The sequence below is a fragment of the Aeromonas veronii genome (genome assembly GCF_040215105.1).
In the GTDB taxonomy this organism is placed as follows: Bacteria; Pseudomonadota; Gammaproteobacteria; order Enterobacterales; family Aeromonadaceae; genus Aeromonas; species Aeromonas veronii_G.
The window spans coordinates 1,695,517-1,711,260 of sequence record NZ_CP157875.1 but is presented as its reverse complement, the minus strand read 5'-3'; the positions used below and the strand labels follow the sequence as shown (position 1 = coordinate 1,711,260).

Below are 15,744 nucleotides of genomic sequence, written 5' to 3'. Positions count from 1 at the left end.
CCCCCTTCTCCCCCGGCGGGAGAAGGGTTGGAGATGAGGAGGACGCCCCGACCTTGGGAGCTCCCGCACTCGGCCTCCATCTGGCTGCTGCTCCTGCTGCAAGGGGTCTGGATGGGCTGGCTGTTTGCCTTCCCGGTGGCGCTCGATTCCGACGATGCCCTGAACTTCGCCCACGGGGTGGCGCGTTTCAGCGTGCTGGAGTTCTCCCCCCATTTTCCCGGCTACCCCGCCTTTATCTGGCTGGCCCGGCTGATCAACCTGCTGGCCGACGATCCCGCCAGCGCGGTGCACTGGGCCAGTCTGCTCGGCAGCGCCCTCATTCCCCCATTATCGGCCTGGCTGGCGGCGCGGCTCTGGCGGCGTCCCGCCTTGCTGGCGCCACTCTGGCTCGGCGCCATGGCGCTGCCGCTCACCCCGACCCTGGCACTCTCCGGCCTCTCCGACGGACCGGCGCTGGCCGCCTGGCTCGCAGCCCTGCTGGCATTGCAATACCGCAAGCTGGCCCTGGCAGGTCTATTGGTGGGGCTCTTGCTGGCCCTTCGCCCGTCTTATTTGGTGCTGGCCCTGCTGCCACTCTGGCTGGGATGGCAGCACAGGGGGCAGCGACCAGCCTTCCTCGCGCCCATCGCCCTGGTGGGGCTCGCCTGCCTGCTGTTCGTCTGGCAGGCGGATGGCTGGGCCTATTTTGCCGAGGGGCGACGCTTTACCGACGGTCACTTCACCCTCTGGGGCAACACGGCGGCCGCCCACGGCTCCAGGCTGCTGAGCTGGGGCCAGACCCTGAACAGCCAGCTCAGCCCGCTCTGGCCGCTCTTGATGGGGCTGCTGATCTGGCCGCTCTGGTCCAAGACCTGGCCAACACGGCTCGACAGAAGCTGGTTCCTCGGCTGGCTGGCCCTGCTGCTCTGGACCCTGCTCGGCCAGAATCCGGACAACCCCCGCCATCTGGCCCCCCTCACCTACCTCGGGCTGATCCTGCTCTCAGGCTGGCTGCCTGCGGCGAAACATGTCGTGAATACCGCCATGCTGGGGGCCCTCGTGCTGTTTATCGCCACCCTGACGCCGCCTCGTCTGCCCGCGATGGCGCGGGCGACACTGGTCGCCGAGCAGCACTGCCCGGCCCTGGTGACCCAGTGGGGCGTGCGCCTGCTGCGCGAGACCACTCCGCTGCCCGTCACCGATGGCTGGTATGGGGGAGACGCCAGCCTCGCCCTGACTCAAGGGGCTTGTCGCCTGAGTCGCCGCCCCCTGGCCGCCGATGCCCTGCCCTACCCCTTCGAAGCGAGCTGGTTTGCCCCCCGCTTTGGCGCCGAACCCGGCCTCTGGCTCGCCATACCACGCAAGCAGTGAATAGCCCGCCCACCATATGGGGATGGCAGACCCTATAGGCTCCCTCACTCGACTCGACTAAACTCACTGCGCATTCGCCAAGGGAGTGGTTGACGATGAAGGGAACAAGGGAGTGGGCGCTCGTCCTGCCGGTGTTGCTGGTTGCCTGTGCACTCTTGCTGCTGCCACTCTGGCAACAGGGGGGGACCCAGGGGCACGATCTCTTCCATCACCTGCTCTCCGGCCACTACTTTGCCAAGCAGCTCTGGCAGGGGGAGCTCTATCCCCGCTGGCTGATGGCCATGAACGGCGGCTTCGGCAGCCCCACCTTCTTCTTCTACCCGCCGCTCCCCTATTACGTCAGCGCCCTCTTTGCCGGCCCCGCCGCCCTGCCCCATCAGGCGGTCTACCCCCTGCTCGCCAGCGCCAGCGTCGCACTGCTGCTCTCCGGCGTCTTTGCCTACCTCTGGCTGCGCAGCTTCACCGCCCCCGGCCGAGCGCTCGCGGTCAGCCTGCTCTACCTGGCCCTGCCCTATCACCTGGCCATGGATCTCTACGCCCGCTTCGCGCTGGCCGAATTCTGGGCCTTCGTCTGGGCCCCGCTCATCTTGCTTGGGCAGGATCTCGCCACCCGGCGCCTGCGCGGTGGTCTGCCCCTGCTGACGCTGGCCCTGGCACTGCTGGCCTACTCCCACCTGCCCAGCCTGCTGTTGATGCTGGGACTCATCAGCCTGCGCGCCCTCTGGCACTCCTGGCGGGGCCACTCCCTCGTCCCCTGCGGGCTCACTCTGGGCGCCATCCTGCTCGGGCTCGCCATGGCGGGCGCCCTGCTGCTGCCCGCCCTGCTGGATCAGGGGGCCATCTCCATGGAGCTGATGCGCGGCGGCATGTTCGACTTTCGGCGCAACTTCCTCGATCGCCTGCCCACGGGGCTGGATGATTGGCGCTTTCGCGGCCACCTCGCCTGGCAGAGCGTGCTGACCATGGCCCTGCTGCTGCTGGCCTGGGCCGCCACCCGCGAGCCCTATCACCCCGAGCTGCTCTGCTGGGGCGCCATCGGCGTGGCCGTCTTCCTGATGATGCTGCCCCCAAGTCAGCCCATCTGGCAGTTGCTGCCCCCGTTGCAGCGGGTGCAGTTTCCCTGGCGGCTGAACCTCATCCTCACCCTGGCGACGGTGGCCGTGGTGGCCCTCGGCACCCCGGCCCAGCGCCATTGGCAAGGGCTATGGTGGGGCCTGCTGCTGCTGACCCTCATCAGCGCCTTCCTCTATGTGCGCCACGCCCCCCTCACCCAGGCACCGGATCGCTTCGCCATCGGCGCTGAGTTCGACAGCAAGCGCAGCGCCCGGGAGTACAGACCCAGGCAGGTGCCGGGAGGTCTGTTCGCCCCCAGCCTGCTCGCCTGGAAGGAGGAGTTCTTGCCCCCAATCAGCACGGATCAAGCGGGGGCCAGCTGGGAGGTACTGACCTGGCAACCCCGCAGGATCGTGCTGGAGGTGAGCGCCAGCGCCCCCACCCGGCTGGTGCTGCACCAATATGACTACCCCGGCTGGCAGGCCAGACTGGACGACGCCCTGGCCCTCACGGTCAGCGCCAATCACCAGGGATTGTTGCAGGTGTGGGTACCGGCGGGTCGCCATCAACTCAGCCTGACCCTTGAGGCTCGCTGGCCGGAGCGTATCGGCAACGGCCTCGCCCTGGGGGGACTGTTTGTCTGGCTTGTGCTCGCCGCCCGCGCCGCCTCTGCCACCCGCCGCCAGCCCCAGACGGCAATCCCTCAGGGCCTGGGCTAGCAGGGCTCCCCACAGGGCGCCGTCATGGCGCCGTCATGGCGCCCTGATTGATCAGCCAAACGGCCCCGCCCCAGCGCAGGTTATGTCTGCTCCGAGGCGCCAAAGCTGATAGACTCAACACTGCCCTTTGCCGCCTTCCCCACGACACGGATAGCCTATGCCTCAAGCCTCGACCCTTTCACCCCGTTTCCTGTTCATCCTGCTCGGCGCCCTGGCGGGCCTCACGCCACTGGCGGTAGACATGTATCTGCCCGCCATCCCGAGCATCGCCCGGGACTTGGCCAGCACCATCGACGGGGCCCAGCTCACCATCAGCGCCTTCCTTGGCGGCTTTGCCATCGGCCAGCTGTTCTACGGGCCGCTCGCCGACAGCTTCGGCCGCAAGCCGGTGATCCTGGCGGGACTCTCCATGTTTGCCATCGCCTCCGTGGGCTGCGCCATGGCGGACTCCCTGCCGGAACTCTTGGCCTGGCGCATGCTGCAGGCCGCCGGCGGCGCCGCCGGCTCCGTGGTGGTCAATGCCCTGCTGCGGGACTTGTTTGAAAAAGATGCGTTTTCGCGGGCCATGTCGTTCGTGATCCTGGTGATGACGCTGGCGCCCCTGGTGGCGCCCGTGGTGGGGGGCTACATCAGCGCCCACAGCGACTGGCGGGTGATCTTCTGGCTGCTGGTGGGGATCAGCCTCTTCATCTGCCTGGTGCTGCAGTGGAAGATCCCCGAGACCCTCAAACCCGAGCACAAGCAGCCCCTCAAGCTCGGCCAGGTGCTGCGCAACTACTGGGGGGTGCTCTCCCATCGCGGCGCCATGGGTTACGTGCTGTGCGGCGCCCTGTCGAGTTCGGGCATGTTCGCCTTCCTGAGCGCCTCGCCTTACGTCTACATCGAGTATTTCCACGTGCCGACCGAGCACTACGGCTGGCTGTTTGGCCTCAACATCTTGCTGATGATGGTGGTCACCTTCGCCAACAGCCGCCTGGTGAAAGGGGTGGGGGCCGAGCGCATGCTGCAGTACGGCCTCATCATGTTGCCGCTCGCGGGGGCCCTGCTCATCTACAACGCCTGGAGCCAGACCGGGGGCCTGTGGGGCATCGTCATTCCGGTAGTCTTGTTCGTCGGCCACATCAGCCTGGTGGGGGCCAACGCCATGACCGGCCTGATGGGCCACTTCCCCCAGTCCGCAGGCACCGCCTCCGCGCTCGCCGGCACCCTGCGCTTTGGCATCGGCGCCCTGGTGGGGATCCTGGTCAACCTCAATCCACCCGAATCCCCCCTGCCCATGGCCATCGCCATCGCCAGCTGCGGCTTCGGCTCGGCGATCTGCTACTGGTCGCTGACCGGCAAGAAGCAGTCACGCTGAGCCCAGGCGCTCGCACTTCGCCATACAAAAACGCGGCCCCGGCGCCCTCTCATCGAACCGATGTCGATATGAGGGGCGCCGGGGCCGCGTGCATTGAGCCAACAGGAGGGACAAACCGGCATCTCAGCGGGCTCTTTGGGTCACAAGTTCTGAAAAATTCTTATCAATATCGCCTTTTCATTAGCATGGCTAATGACTTTGCGCCTATTTCTTGCCAAAACCGGACTGCTTGAGGGTATAACCGGCACTGTTCTGCCAGGCGTCCAGACCGCTTCGGTTGTTGCCCGCCACCAGGCTGGCGGCCAGGCTCGGGCTGTTGAACAGCTGATCGGCCACGAACACGAAGCCCCCCTCGGCCCGCGGGCTCAGCACCCCCTTGTCCAGCAATTCCAGACGCAGCTCGATCACCGCCTCACGCAGGGATGCCGCATCCTCTCCGTTGGCGGTGGATCCCGCCTGCACCATGAAACCGGGATTCTGCCGCTTGCCCACCGGGTAGCCATGGGCCTCGGCCCCCTTGCCGTTGAAGTGGTAGAGCTCGCGCTCCCCGGGCTTGTTGTCGGAGAGCGCCTTTTGCAGGGTCATCAGCTCGTTGTAGATGTCGATGGGAACCACGGCAGCCTGTTTGGTGCCCTTGCTGTCGACGATAAAACTGACTTGCTTGTGTAACATCCTTGCTCATCCTGTGACCCATGGAGGCCCCTATTCTAACCACCTCTGGCGAGCGGGATCCAGCGAGGATCCTCATCCCTTTTGCAGCCGGGATCACTAACTGGCATAGTGGTTGTCACAGTGAAAGCCATTGACCATCAACCGGTTATCCCATGCTGAGCCTGAAAAACCTGAGCAAGTCCTTTGGCGCTGACGCCGCTTCCCCTCCCCTGTTCAGGGGGCTGGATCTGCGTCTGCACGCCGGTGAAAGCTGTCTGCTGCTGGGGCAGAGCGGCTCGGGCAAGTCCACCCTGCTCAACCTGATCGCCGGGTTGATTGCCCCCGATGAGGGGGAGGTCTGGCTCGATGACACCCGCCTCGACCACCAGCCGAGCGGCGAGCGGGCCCGCCTGCGCGGTCGCCACTTCGGCATTGTCTATCAGGACTTCAACCTGCTGCCGACCCTGACGGTGGAGGAAAATTGCTGCCTGCCGCTCGATATCAACGGCCTGCCCCGTGAGCCTGAGCGGCTCGATGCCCTGCTCACACGCCTTGGCATGGCAGACAAGCGCCATGCCTGGCCGGAGCAGCTCTCCGGCGGCCAGCGCCAGCGGGTTGCCCTGGCCCGGGCCCTCATCCATCAGCCCAGGTGGCTGCTCGCCGACGAGCCCACCGGCAGTCTGGATGAACACAACGCCCGGCAGGTGATGGACCTGATGATGGGGGCGGTGCAAGAGAGCGGGGCCGGCCTGCTGCTGGTGAGCCACAACCCCGCCTACGCCAGTCAGGTGGACAGGGTGCTGCGCCTCGAAGGCGGGCGGCTGCTGGAGATCAAGGGCGCGGCCCATGGCTGAACGGGTGAAGAGAGCCCCTGAGCCCGTCCTGGGAGGTGAGCCGTGCTGCCCCTGAAGGCGCTGCTGCGCCTCTACCGCGCCCACCCCTGGCTGCTGCTGATGAGCCTCACCGGCCTGATGCTGGGGGTCTCGCTGGTGGTCGCCATCGAGCTGCTCAACCAGAGCGCCAAGACCAATTTTGTCGCGGCCCGCAGCCAGCTCGCCGGGGAGGCCAACTACCGGCTGGCCCCAAGCGGCGGCCTGGACGAGCAGCTTTACGTGCAACTGGTACGAAGCGAGCGCGCCCTCGCCGCCCTGCCCCAGGTGCACGCCTGGCTCAAGGATACCGAGGGGCGCAGCTTCCAGCTGCTCGGCATCGATCTGTTGAACCCCGGGCCCTTGAGCCCCTTGCTCGGCTCAGGCAAACAGAGCGGCGACAAGGATGCATTCTCTCTGGCGCGGGCCGACGCCGTCTGGCTCGCCGAGCCGGAAGCCAAACGCCTCGACTGGGGCATTGGCGAGACCCGCGCCTTTATGCTGGGTGAGCGGTCACTCCAGCTGACCCTCGCGGGCACCTTCGCGCCCGGCGCCGTGCCCATGGAGCGGCTGCTGGTGACCGACCTTGGCATCGCCCAGCCCCTGCTTGGCAAGAGCGGACGGCTGGATCGCATCCTGTTCACGCTAAGTGACGCCGAAGCCAAGGCGCTGCAAGCCAGACTGCCCAAGCCGCTCTGGCTAGAACCCATCAGCCCGGCGCTCGATGCCAGCCTGCTCGGCGATGCGCTGGGGCTCAACCTCAGCGCCCTCTCATTGCTCGCCATGGCGGTGGGGCTGTTTCTGGTGTTCAACGCCCAGCGTTTCGTGCAGAGCGTGCGCCGCCCCCAGCTCGCCCAGCTGATCATCTTAGGCATGCCGCCGCGCCGGGTGCTGCTCTGGCTCGGGCTGGAACTTGGCCTGCTCGCCAGCCTCGGTACCCTGCTCGGCCTGGTGCTCGGGGTGCTGCTCGCCAGAGGGCTGATGGGTCAGCTGACCCAGGCACTGGCGGACCTTTATGGCCCCAACCCCATCGATCTCCTGCGCCTCGCCCCCGGGGGCCTTATCAAGGCCGCCGCCCTGGGCCTGCTGGGGACTCTCGCCGCCAACCTGCCCGGCTGGTGGGCACTGCTGCGCCAATCGCCGCTGCAACTGCGTGAAGGCCAGGTGCGTTCAAGCGCCCATCCTTGGCGCAGGCGCCTGCTGGCGCTCGCCATCCTGCTGATCTGCGCCCTCTGCCTCGCGCTACCCCAAACGGGACTGCCCGGCGCCCTGCTCGTCGCCGGCGGTTGGCTGCTGGCCATGGCGCTCACGCTGCCGGATGCCCTGCGCTGGGTGCTGAGCCGGTTGCGACGTCGGCCCGGTGGCCTCACCACCCGGCTTGCGGTAGCCGAGACCCAATACCATCTGGATCGCACCGCCATCGCCGTGATGGCGCTGCAGCTCGCCATCGCCGCCGCCATCGGCATCGGCGTCATGGTGTCGAGCTTTCGCACCAGCGTGGAGATCTGGCTGGGCCAGCGCCTCGCCGCCGACCTCTATGTGAGCGCCCCCAAAGGCGCGGCGGGCAGTCGCGGCACGCTCGACCAGTCAACTCTGGACGCCATCTTCGCCAGCCCCGACGTTGGCGCCGCCTCGCGCCGCTCGGTGCAGCCCGCCCGCTGGCAGGGGCAACCCATCGAATGGGCCCAGATGGACGCCATCCCGGAGCTCAAAGCCGCCTATCCCCTGCTGAGCGGTCGCTGGCCAGCGGCCCCTGACGAGGTGCTGGCGAGCGAACCGCTGACGGTGCGCCTCGGGGTCAAGGTCGGCCAGACCCTTGTGATCACGAGTGAGTCGGGCCCGCGATCGGTACAGGTCACCGGCGTCTATCAGGATTACGGCAGCGACAAGGGGCAGGTGTTGCACGATTTTGAATCCGGGCCGGTGCAGTCCCTGGCGCTCTTCAGTGCGCAACCGGAGCGGCTCGCCGATGAGCTGCGTGCCCGCTTTGGCGAGAAGATAAACCTCCTGCCCGCCCCCGCCATCCACGCCGCGGCCCTCAGGGTGTTCGATCAGACCTTCGTGGTGACCGAGCTATTGAAACTGCTGATCCTGGGGATTGCCTTTGTCGGTATCGGCTCCGCCTTTCTGGTGCTGGGGCTCGCCCGGCGAAGTGAACTACAAACCTTGCAGAGTCTGGGCTTAAGTCCCAGTCGCTGCCGCCAGTTGCTGGTGTGGCAGGGGGCGGGACTCGGGCTGCTCACTGCTCTGCTCGCCCTGCCAGTGGGATATGGCTTGGCCTGGGTGCTCATTGAAGTGGTCAACCCCCGCGCCTTCGGCTGGCGGCTGGCCTTCGAAGCCGCCCCCGCCCACGCCATCACGGCGCTGCTGCTGGCGCCCGTCTGCGGGGCTCTGGCCTCCTGGTTTGCCGCAAGGAGAGTGGTATGAAGCATTCACTACGGGCCAAGCTGCTGGCCGCCCTGCTGGGTGTGCTGGGCACCAACGCTCAGGCCCAGGATCTCGGCGCCGTGCTCGGCAGCAATGGCGATCACTTCAAAAAAGCGCAGCCTGGGCAGGCCGTGAACCTGCCCACCGATCACGCTGCCCACCCGGACTACCGCTCCGAGTGGTGGTATCTCACGGGGAATCTTAAAGACGAGCAGGGGCGCGAATACGGCCTGCAGTGGACCCTGTTTCGCCAGGGTGTGGAGTGGCAAATTGCTGACAAGAAAGGCTCGATTCGAGAGCAACCACTGACCAATCCCTGGCTCACCCCCCAGCTCTGGCTGGCGCAATTTGCCATCACGGATCTCGCTACCGGCAAACATCTGCAAGACGAGCGCACCAGCCGCCAGGGGCCGGGCTTGGCGGGTGCCAGCCAGGGCGAATATTGGCTAAGGGAGTGGCGACTTAAATCCGAGGGGGATGCGCTCTTCCCGGCACGGCTCAAGGTCGATAGCGCCATCGGTCAGCTGGCACTCGAGGTGAGCAATCGCAAACCCGCGGTGCTGCAGGGCAAAGCCGGTTACAGCGAGAAGAGCCCGGGCAACGCCTCGTTTTACTACTCCTTCCCGCGCCTGGCGCTTACCGGCACTTTGACCCTGGATGGGGAGACCCGCAAAGTGAGCGGCCAGGGCTGGTTCGATCACGAATGGAGCAGCTCGGTGCTGGCGGACTGGCAATCGGGCTGGGACTGGTTCTCGCTGCAACTCGTTGATGGCCGCGAGCTGATGCTGTTTCGCCTTCGCACCAAGGCAGGTCGCCCCGAACCGGAGAACCGCTACGGCATCCTGATCGAGCAAGATGGCAGCAGCCGAGTGTTGCCCCCGGAATCCATCGTCCTCACCCCAGGCAAAACCTGGCGCGGCCCCAAGGGTCAGCCCTACCCCATAGAATGGCAACTTAACGCCGCTGACCTCAATCTCCGCATCAAGGCCCGCCAGCCGGATCAGGCCATGACAGGGCGTTTTGACTACTGGGAAGGGGCGGTGACTGTGGAGGGGGATGCAACAGGGCTGGGCTATCTGGAGATGACGGGGTATTAGTGACCGATGTCACTCGGTTTGCCTAGCTTGATATTTAATTGCCTCTAAAAAATCATTCAAACCCGGTACGTTAAGTTGTTGTTTATCGGAAAATTTTTATGTCCAGCATCATTATTTTCTAATTTTCAATGTGAATCTTCGGTATAATTCGATTCTTCTATGCTAATACAAACTGCCGCAACACTATTTTTTGTTAGTGTTGTGCAGATAATTCAAATAGTTACCAACATAGGTTTATAATGGAACAGTTACAGAATCTCGCTGACACTAGACTCTTACTTGGTTGCATCTACTGTGGTGGGGATAAAGGCACGCGGGAACACGTTCCTTCGAAAGTTTTTCTCGATACGCCCTACCCAGAGAACCTCTCTATTATCGGTGCCTGTCGTGAATGCAATAACGGTTTTTCTAAGGATGAAGAATACGTAGCCTGCCTAATAGAAGCAGTGGTTGCCGGTTCGGCGGAACCAAGTGCGATAAGACGTTCCAATATTGCAAATATCCTTGAACGTTCCCCCGCGTTGAGGAACAGAATTGAAGCGTCCAAGACGATTTCATCTGGTGTATCATTCCATCCCGAAGTTGAACGTATTGAACGCGTATTAGTAAAACTCGCCTTGGGACATGCTGCATACGAACTCGCGCAGGAGTGTCGCGACCATTCGGCGTCCATCTGGTGGTATCCCCTTGACCAACTCAACCAAGAGCAGAGAGAGGAATTCGACGCTCCAGAAGTAGTTACCCTCTTAGGAGAGATTGGATCATGCGGAATGCAGCGCTTACAGGTGGTAGAGATAAAGCTGGCGTCACTGTCCGGCGAAGATATCAGCAAGAAGATAATCCTGAATGATTGGGTTGAAGTCCAACCGCAACGGTACAGGTATCTTGCATCAGACCAAGGTAAAGTCATCAGCATCCGAATAGTTATTGGAGAATATCTAGCGGCTGAAATAACTTGGGATGCCTAGTTGAATCATTATATTTTATGAAAAAAACTAATTTCCAACCCGTTTTTCATAAAAGCATCTATATCAAAAATAACTGTGGGTTCGATTAGCGAAGCATTTTCTAACGTTCGCAATACATCTCTTGACGTGTAATGCAAGAGGCAGCGGGATTTATAACAATCTGAAATACAAGGTGTTATTCCTACGGGCAAATGTATATCGTGTGTTCTAAATAAATCTGCTCATATAACCTCAGCTCTCAATATATATTCCCTTCCCATGCGTAAGATTACGCTTCGCTAATCGAATCTACTCGAAACGACCAGAATGACGGCCAACGGGTTGGGAATAATATTCTAGGGTTAGACTTCGCTCAGCCCAACCTACAACCTACCTTTTCTAATAATTGAATTACGCCACGGTTGTTTGATTGGATAAAAACGCCAACGACTGGCGGTTAAAGTGCTCCGGCTGCTCCACGTTGCAGACGTGGCCGCAGTTTTCGATGATGGCGAGCTGGCTGTAGGGATCGCGGGCGACCTGCTCGCGCACCGGGGCGATAAACATATGATCCTCCTCCCCCATCAGGTAGAGGGTCGGGATCGGTAGCGCCCGCTCACGGAAGTAGCGCATCAAGGGGTTGACCTCGGTGGCGAGGCGGAACCAGCGTTTGAACTCCTTCTGGCAGAGCTTGCGAGCCTCGCGCACGAAGAGGTTGCGGGACTCCTGATGGCGCTGGCGCGGCATGATGATGAAGGCGAACAATCGGTAGAGCCACATGTAGGGCAAAAAGTGCTGGCCGAGGCGGCCGAGCTGTACCAGCACCCGGGAGCGGATGTCGAGGCGCAGGATGGCGCCGCCGAGCACCATGCTTTTGACCCGCTCCGGGCAGAGCTCTGCCAGGTGGCGAATGAGGATGGTGCCCAAGGATATGCCGACAAAATGGGCGCGGGGGATGCGTAGGTGATCGAGCAGGCGCAGTATGTCCTCGGTCACGGCCCGAAAGCTGTAGTGACCCTGCACCACCTGCTGCAACTGGTTGGACTGGCCGTGGCCGCGCAAGTCCAGCAGCAACACGTTGAAGTGCTCCCGATAGGCGCGCAGTTGCTTGAACCAGATGGAGGAGCTGCCGCCTGCGCCGTGCACGAACACCACCCAATCCCGCTCGGGACCCAGCTCGAAAGTCTTGTGGTACAACATCTTATGGGCTCCCGGGTGGTTGGGGGATATACTCGGTCGACATATTAACAGATGGGGCGCGCCCGATGAATATGCTGCTGCTCATCATTGGACCAGCATGGAGTATCGTATGACGCTCATATCCTTGCGTGAATTTCTGCTAAGCCAGCCCGGCGCCACCGAAGATACGCCGTTCGGCCCCGAAATCCTGGTCTATCGCATCGCCGGCAAGATGTTCGCCCTGGTGGACTGGCAGGCCGAGCCCCTTACCATCAATCTCAAATGCGAGCCGGAACTGGCGCTCTTGCTGCGGGAGATCCACCCCGAGGTGAAACCGGGCTGGCACATGAACAAGCAGCACTGGAACACGGTCACCCTGGAGGGCGGTCTCGACGATGAGCTGTGGCAGGGTTGGATAGTGCACTCCTATGAGCGGGTGGTGGCGGGTCTGCCCAAGGCCAAGCGCCCCCAGGCCCCGACCATCCATCCCAAACCATGAGCCACCCCATGCCTGACGCCTCTCAATTCCAAAACCCAGCCACATACCAAGTCGTTCCCCTGGACGAGGGCCATATCCCGGCCCTGCTCGCCCTGTTCGAGCAGTCGGTGCGCCAAACAGGCCCCGAGCACTACAGTCCCGAACAAGTGGAGCAGTGGGCTCAGGGGGCCAGCCATCCCGGTCTTGCTGCCCAGTTGTGTGAGCACCACGGCTGGGTCATCACATGCGCAAAGCCGCAAGGTGAGGGGCACATGGCAGGAGAAGAGACGACAGAGCCCGCGCCCCTTGGCTTTGTGACCCTGAGCGATGACGGGCACCTGAGCCTGCTCTATGTGAGCCCACATCATCAGCGACAGGGGCTCGGCGGCCGTCTGCTGGAGACCGCCATGCAATTTGCCCAGCGCCGCAGCCTGCCTCTGCTCACCACGGAGGCGAGTGCCTTCAGCCTGGGGCTCTTCTTGCGCCACGGCTTTGAGCAGACCGGATTGGAAACCGTTGAACGGGGCGGAGTCAGTTTTATCCGTCATCGCCTGCACTGCCGCTTGCCAAGCCAGGGGTAGCCACTAAAATACGGCCCACTTTCCACAGATTGAATGAAGGCAGCCATCATGGTGGTAGAGAGCGAAGGGTACATTGCGCTGATCGAGTATCTGGTCGAGAGTCTGGCCCTGTTCGAGAGCCAGCAGGCGGGCACGGGCAGCCAGACCATCGAGGATCTGGTGAGCGGCCGGGTAGCCGACAACCTGATGACCATCTGCGAGCAAAACCCCCAGCTCGACGCCAAGGTGCGTTTTCTCATCATGCAGGAGGCCGACGCCGTGGTCGCCGATCTGGAAGAGGTGCTCTCCGCGGTCTGGCTGCGCGCCCCCACGCCGGCCCAACAAGCCTTCCTCGATGAATTCATCGATCTCATCAAGAACCTGTTCGACAGCGCCATCCGCTAATGCTGATTGGCACGTCCTGCACGGCGCCTCGTCAACCCGCTGATTGCTCCGCGATACAACGCAGCAGACATGAAAAGGGCCGCCTCTGGGGCAGCCCTGCTTGCTATCATTTTCAATTCATCGCGCTTGTCTAAGTTGAATGAATCTCGAGGCAAGAAAAATGTGTCTGGTCTTGGCTGCCGTCCTTGGTAGCTACCTGTTTAGTCAGCGCCAGTTCAGTTAAGTTCCCCGCCGTGACAGATTTTTTTCAATTTTCTTTCCGTTTCACTCGTTTCTTTGTGTTTCTCTCGTCTAGCCATTAAAAAGGGGCCTGAACGGCCCCTTTTTAGCATGTTTTGCACTCAGCGATTCAGGCTGGGGGGCAGACAGACCCCGATCCCCCCGAGGCCACAGTAGCCTTCCGGGTTCTTCTCCAGATATTGCTGGTGGTAATCCTCGGCATAGTAGAAGGGAGCCAGCGGCAGGATGCGGGTGGTGATGGTACGCCCGTCACCGCTCGCCGCCATGGCCTGCTGGAAGGCGGCCAGGCTCTGCTGGGCGATGGCTTCCTGGCTCTCGTCCCCGACGAAGATCACCGAGCGATACTGGGTGCCCACATCCCCGCCCTGGCGCATGCCCTGGGCCGGATCGTGCTGCTCCCAGAACAGCTTGAGCAGGGCGCCATAGCTGGTGACCTTGGGATCGAAGATCACCTGCACCGTCTCCGCATGACCGGTCAGACCGCTGCACACCTCCTTGTAGGTGGGGTTGGGGGTCAGCCCCCCCTGATAACCGGCGGCGGTGGAATAGACGCCGGGCTGCTGCCAGAACAGACGCTCCACGCCCCAGAAGCAACCCATGCCAAACCAGGCGGACTCCAGCCCCTCGGGCCAGGGTCCCTGAGTCGGATGGCCATTGACCGCGTGCTGCTGGCCAATCACCAGCGCCTCACGTCGACCCGGCAGCGCCTCTGCCGGTGAAATAATCTGCTCCATATGCCCTGTCCTTGTATAAAACTCGCGAAATGCCGCGACTGACGAAAAGGAGTATCGAAGATAACAGGTTATGGCATGGGATCAACTTGGCCGGACGCCGCCTGACCCACGCCAGTTTCCCGTCCTCTCCCCTCCCCCTGGAGGAGATAAATGGCAGCAACAGCCATCAAATCAATATTTAGTCTTGATTTGTGAATTTATTTTCATATATTGAGCAAATTGCTGTTTTTTTATGGATGAAGTCTCAAGTGCGTGAACGCGAACCCAGCCTGGTCTATGCCTTTCGGCAATCCACCCCCTATGTCAACGTGCACAGAGGTGCCACCTTCGTGCTGATGATGGGGGGCGAAGCCATCTGCCACCCCAACTTTGCCAACATCGTCACCGACATCGCCCTGTTGCAGACCCTCGGCATCCGACTGGTACTGGTGTTCGGCTCCCGCCCGCAGAACGACGAGGCGCTGGCCCGGGCCGGCATCGAGGCGCAGTACCACAAGCGCATCCGGGTCACCGACGATCAGAGCTTCGACCTCATCAAACAGGTGTGTGGCGGGCTGCAGTACGACATCACGGCCCAGCTCTCCATGGGGATCGCCAACACCCCCATGCAGGGGGCACGCCTGAGCGTGGTGAGTGGCAACTTCGTCACCGCCCAGCCGCTCGGGGTGGAGGATGGCGTCGACTACTGCCACAGCGGCCGGGTGCGCCGCATCGATGTGGAGGGGATCCGTCGCCAGCTGGATCAGCAGGCCATGGTGCTCATCTCCCCCATCGGCTGCTCGGTCACCGGCGAGAGCTTCAACCTGAGCTCGGAAGAGGTGGCACGGCGGGTGGCGGTGGATCTGAAAGCGGACAAGCTCATCTGTTTCAGTAGCACCCAGGGGGTCATGGACAGGCACGGCGAGGCCATCTCCGAGCTCTTCCCCGAGCAGGCCGAAGAGCTCCTGGTGGAGCTGGAGCAGGCAGGGGAAGAGATGTCCGGCACCGCCCGTTACCTGCGCGCGGCCATCGCTTCGTGTCGCGGCGGCGTGCCCCGCTCCCACCTGGTGAGCTATCAGGATGACGGCGCCATGTTGCAGGAGCTGTTCAGCCGCGACGGCCTCGGCACCCAGATAGTGCGCGAAAGTGCCGAGCGGGCGCGGGCCGCCGCCATCGAAGACATCGGCGGCATCCTGGACCTCATCCGCCCGCTGGAAGAGGAAGGCATACTGGTGCGCCGCTCCCGCGAGCAACTGGAGATGGAGATCGACAAGTTCACCATCATCGAGCGGGACGGTCTCATCATCGGCTGCGCCGCCCTCTACTGCTTCATGGAGGAGGCCATGGCCGAGATGGCCTGCGTCGCCATCCACCCGGATTACCGCAACTCCAACCGTGGGGATCAGCTGATCGCCAAGGTGGCCGAGCGGGCCAAACGGCTCGGTATCGAGCGTCTGTTCGTGCTCACCACCCGCTCCATTCACTGGTTCCGGGAACGGGGCTTCGAGCCGCTGGAGGTGGAAGACTTGCCAGTGGCGCGCCAGCGCTTCTACAACTGGCAGCGCAGATCCAAGGTATTGTCCAAGACTATCGCGTAACTCTTTGTACGAAGCATTTAGCTAACTGATTGATCTTGTGTCTGGTTCCTGTCGATTGTTGATTTTTTTGCAAACTCGATTGACAGTGCATTCCAGTGCAG

At 62.7% G+C, this 15,744-nt stretch carries 14 protein-coding genes; 11 read left to right on the top strand and 3 right to left on the bottom strand.

The annotated features are described in order from the left end of the window. Nucleotides 1-84 precede the first annotated feature (84 nt). From ABNP46_RS08015 to ABNP46_RS08005, 3 genes are all read left to right on the top strand, one after another. Entirely contained in the window at nt 85-1,350 is a 1,266-nt protein-coding gene (locus tag ABNP46_RS08015) for a hypothetical protein (protein ID WP_349922428.1), read from the top strand. 95 nt (nt 1,351-1,445) lie between these two features. Beyond that, nucleotides 1,446-3,122: a hypothetical protein gene (locus ABNP46_RS08010; protein WP_349921871.1), complete on the top strand. Its 1,677-nt coding sequence runs from the start codon at nt 1,446-1,448 to the stop codon at nt 3,120-3,122. Between the two features lie 157 nt (nt 3,123-3,279). Next, a complete protein-coding gene (locus ABNP46_RS08005) occupies nt 3,280-4,479 on the top strand; it encodes a Bcr/CflA family multidrug efflux MFS transporter (protein WP_349921870.1) in 1,200 nt (399 codons plus the stop codon). A gap of 204 nt (nt 4,480-4,683) precedes the next feature. Here ABNP46_RS08005 and ABNP46_RS08000 read toward each other — a convergent pair whose 3' ends face one another. Beyond that, nucleotides 4,684-5,151, bottom strand: a complete 468-nt coding sequence (locus tag ABNP46_RS08000; protein ID WP_349921869.1) for a DUF4357 domain-containing protein — start codon at nt 5,149-5,151, stop codon at nt 4,684-4,686. Nucleotides 5,152-5,303: 152 nt separating this feature from the next. On the opposite strand from ABNP46_RS08000, the gene ABNP46_RS07995 reads away from it, so the two are divergent. The 4 genes from ABNP46_RS07995 to ABNP46_RS07980 all read left to right on the top strand — a co-directional run bounded on the left by ABNP46_RS07995 (nt 5,304) and on the right by ABNP46_RS07980 (nt 10,491). Next, nucleotides 5,304-5,984, top strand: a complete 681-nt coding sequence (locus tag ABNP46_RS07995) for an ABC transporter ATP-binding protein (protein WP_349921868.1) — start codon at nt 5,304-5,306, stop codon at nt 5,982-5,984. A gap of 42 nt (nt 5,985-6,026) precedes the next feature. After that, on the top strand, nt 6,027-8,426 hold the full coding sequence (locus tag ABNP46_RS07990) for an ABC transporter permease (protein ID WP_349921867.1): 2,400 nt from the start codon (nt 6,027-6,029) through the stop codon (nt 8,424-8,426). Continuing rightward, entirely contained in the window at nt 8,423-9,523 is a 1,101-nt protein-coding gene (locus ABNP46_RS07985; protein WP_434476181.1) for a lipocalin-like domain-containing protein, read from the top strand. Before ABNP46_RS07990 ends, ABNP46_RS07985 begins: the two co-directional genes overlap by 4 nt. A 239-nt stretch (nt 9,524-9,762) precedes the next feature. Further along, on the top strand, nt 9,763-10,491 hold the full coding sequence (locus tag ABNP46_RS07980) for a hypothetical protein (protein ID WP_349921866.1): 729 nt from the start codon (nt 9,763-9,765) through the stop codon (nt 10,489-10,491). Nucleotides 10,492-10,881: 390 nt separating this feature from the next. Here the strand turns inward: ABNP46_RS07980 and ABNP46_RS07975 are convergent, their stop codons facing one another. Next, the gene (locus ABNP46_RS07975; protein ID WP_349921865.1) at nt 10,882-11,670 is read right to left on the bottom strand and encodes an alpha/beta fold hydrolase; all 789 of its coding nucleotides are present in this window, start codon (nt 11,668-11,670) and stop codon (nt 10,882-10,884) included. Between the two features lie 109 nt (nt 11,671-11,779). Between ABNP46_RS07975 and ABNP46_RS07970 the strand changes: the two genes are divergently transcribed. Genes ABNP46_RS07970 through ABNP46_RS07960 form a run of 3 tightly spaced genes read left to right on the top strand, consistent with a single transcriptional unit; the run spans nt 11,780 to nt 13,092 of the window. Then, nucleotides 11,780-12,148 (top strand): MmcQ/YjbR family DNA-binding protein, encoded by a 369-nt coding sequence (locus ABNP46_RS07970; RefSeq protein ID WP_349921864.1) that lies wholly within the window; start codon nt 11,780-11,782, stop codon nt 12,146-12,148. 8 nt (nt 12,149-12,156) lie between these two features. Continuing rightward, complete coding sequence (locus ABNP46_RS07965) at nt 12,157-12,708, top strand: GNAT family N-acetyltransferase (RefSeq protein ID WP_349921863.1); 552 nt, start codon at nt 12,157-12,159, stop codon at nt 12,706-12,708. 48 nt (nt 12,709-12,756) lie between these two features. Then, nucleotides 12,757-13,092 (top strand): DUF3802 family protein, encoded by a 336-nt coding sequence (locus tag ABNP46_RS07960; RefSeq protein WP_349922424.1) that lies wholly within the window; start codon nt 12,757-12,759, stop codon nt 13,090-13,092. 341 nt (nt 13,093-13,433) lie between these two features. On the opposite strand, the gene msrA is transcribed toward ABNP46_RS07960, so the two are convergent. After that, entirely contained in the window at nt 13,434-14,066 is a 633-nt protein-coding gene (gene msrA, locus ABNP46_RS07955; protein WP_349921862.1) for a peptide-methionine (S)-S-oxide reductase MsrA, read from the bottom strand. A 248-nt stretch (nt 14,067-14,314) separates the two neighbouring features. Between msrA and argA the strand changes: the two genes are divergently transcribed. Next, complete coding sequence (gene argA, locus ABNP46_RS07950) at nt 14,315-15,643, top strand: amino-acid N-acetyltransferase (protein WP_349921861.1); 1,329 nt, start codon at nt 14,315-14,317, stop codon at nt 15,641-15,643. Nucleotides 15,644-15,744: the final 101 nt, after the last annotated feature.

Excerpts from the sequence above, each read along its gene's own strand:
- ABNP46_RS08010 (WP_349921871.1), top strand. The coding sequence starts at position 1,446 with ATGAAGGGAACAAGGGAGTGGGCGCTCGTCCTGCCGGTGTTGCTGGTT.
- ABNP46_RS07975 (WP_349921865.1), bottom strand. The coding sequence starts at position 11,670 with ATGTTGTACCACAAGACTTTCGAGCTGGGTCCCGAGCGGGATTGGGTG.
- ABNP46_RS07995 (WP_349921868.1), top strand. The coding sequence starts at position 5,304 with ATGCTGAGCCTGAAAAACCTGAGCAAGTCCTTTGGCGCTGACGCCGCT.
- ABNP46_RS07970 (WP_349921864.1), top strand. The coding sequence starts at position 11,780 with ATGACGCTCATATCCTTGCGTGAATTTCTGCTAAGCCAGCCCGGCGCC.
- ABNP46_RS07960 (WP_349922424.1), top strand. The coding sequence starts at position 12,757 with ATGGTGGTAGAGAGCGAAGGGTACATTGCGCTGATCGAGTATCTGGTC.
- ABNP46_RS07985 (WP_434476181.1), top strand. The coding sequence starts at position 8,423 with ATGAAGCATTCACTACGGGCCAAGCTGCTGGCCGCCCTGCTGGGTGTG.
- ABNP46_RS08005 (WP_349921870.1), top strand. The coding sequence starts at position 3,280 with ATGCCTCAAGCCTCGACCCTTTCACCCCGTTTCCTGTTCATCCTGCTC.
- ABNP46_RS08000 (WP_349921869.1), bottom strand. The coding sequence starts at position 5,151 with ATGTTACACAAGCAAGTCAGTTTTATCGTCGACAGCAAGGGCACCAAA.
- msrA (WP_349921862.1), bottom strand. The coding sequence starts at position 14,066 with ATGGAGCAGATTATTTCACCGGCAGAGGCGCTGCCGGGTCGACGTGAG.
- ABNP46_RS07980 (WP_349921866.1), top strand. The coding sequence starts at position 9,763 with ATGGAACAGTTACAGAATCTCGCTGACACTAGACTCTTACTTGGTTGC.
- ABNP46_RS07965 (WP_349921863.1), top strand. The coding sequence starts at position 12,157 with ATGCCTGACGCCTCTCAATTCCAAAACCCAGCCACATACCAAGTCGTT.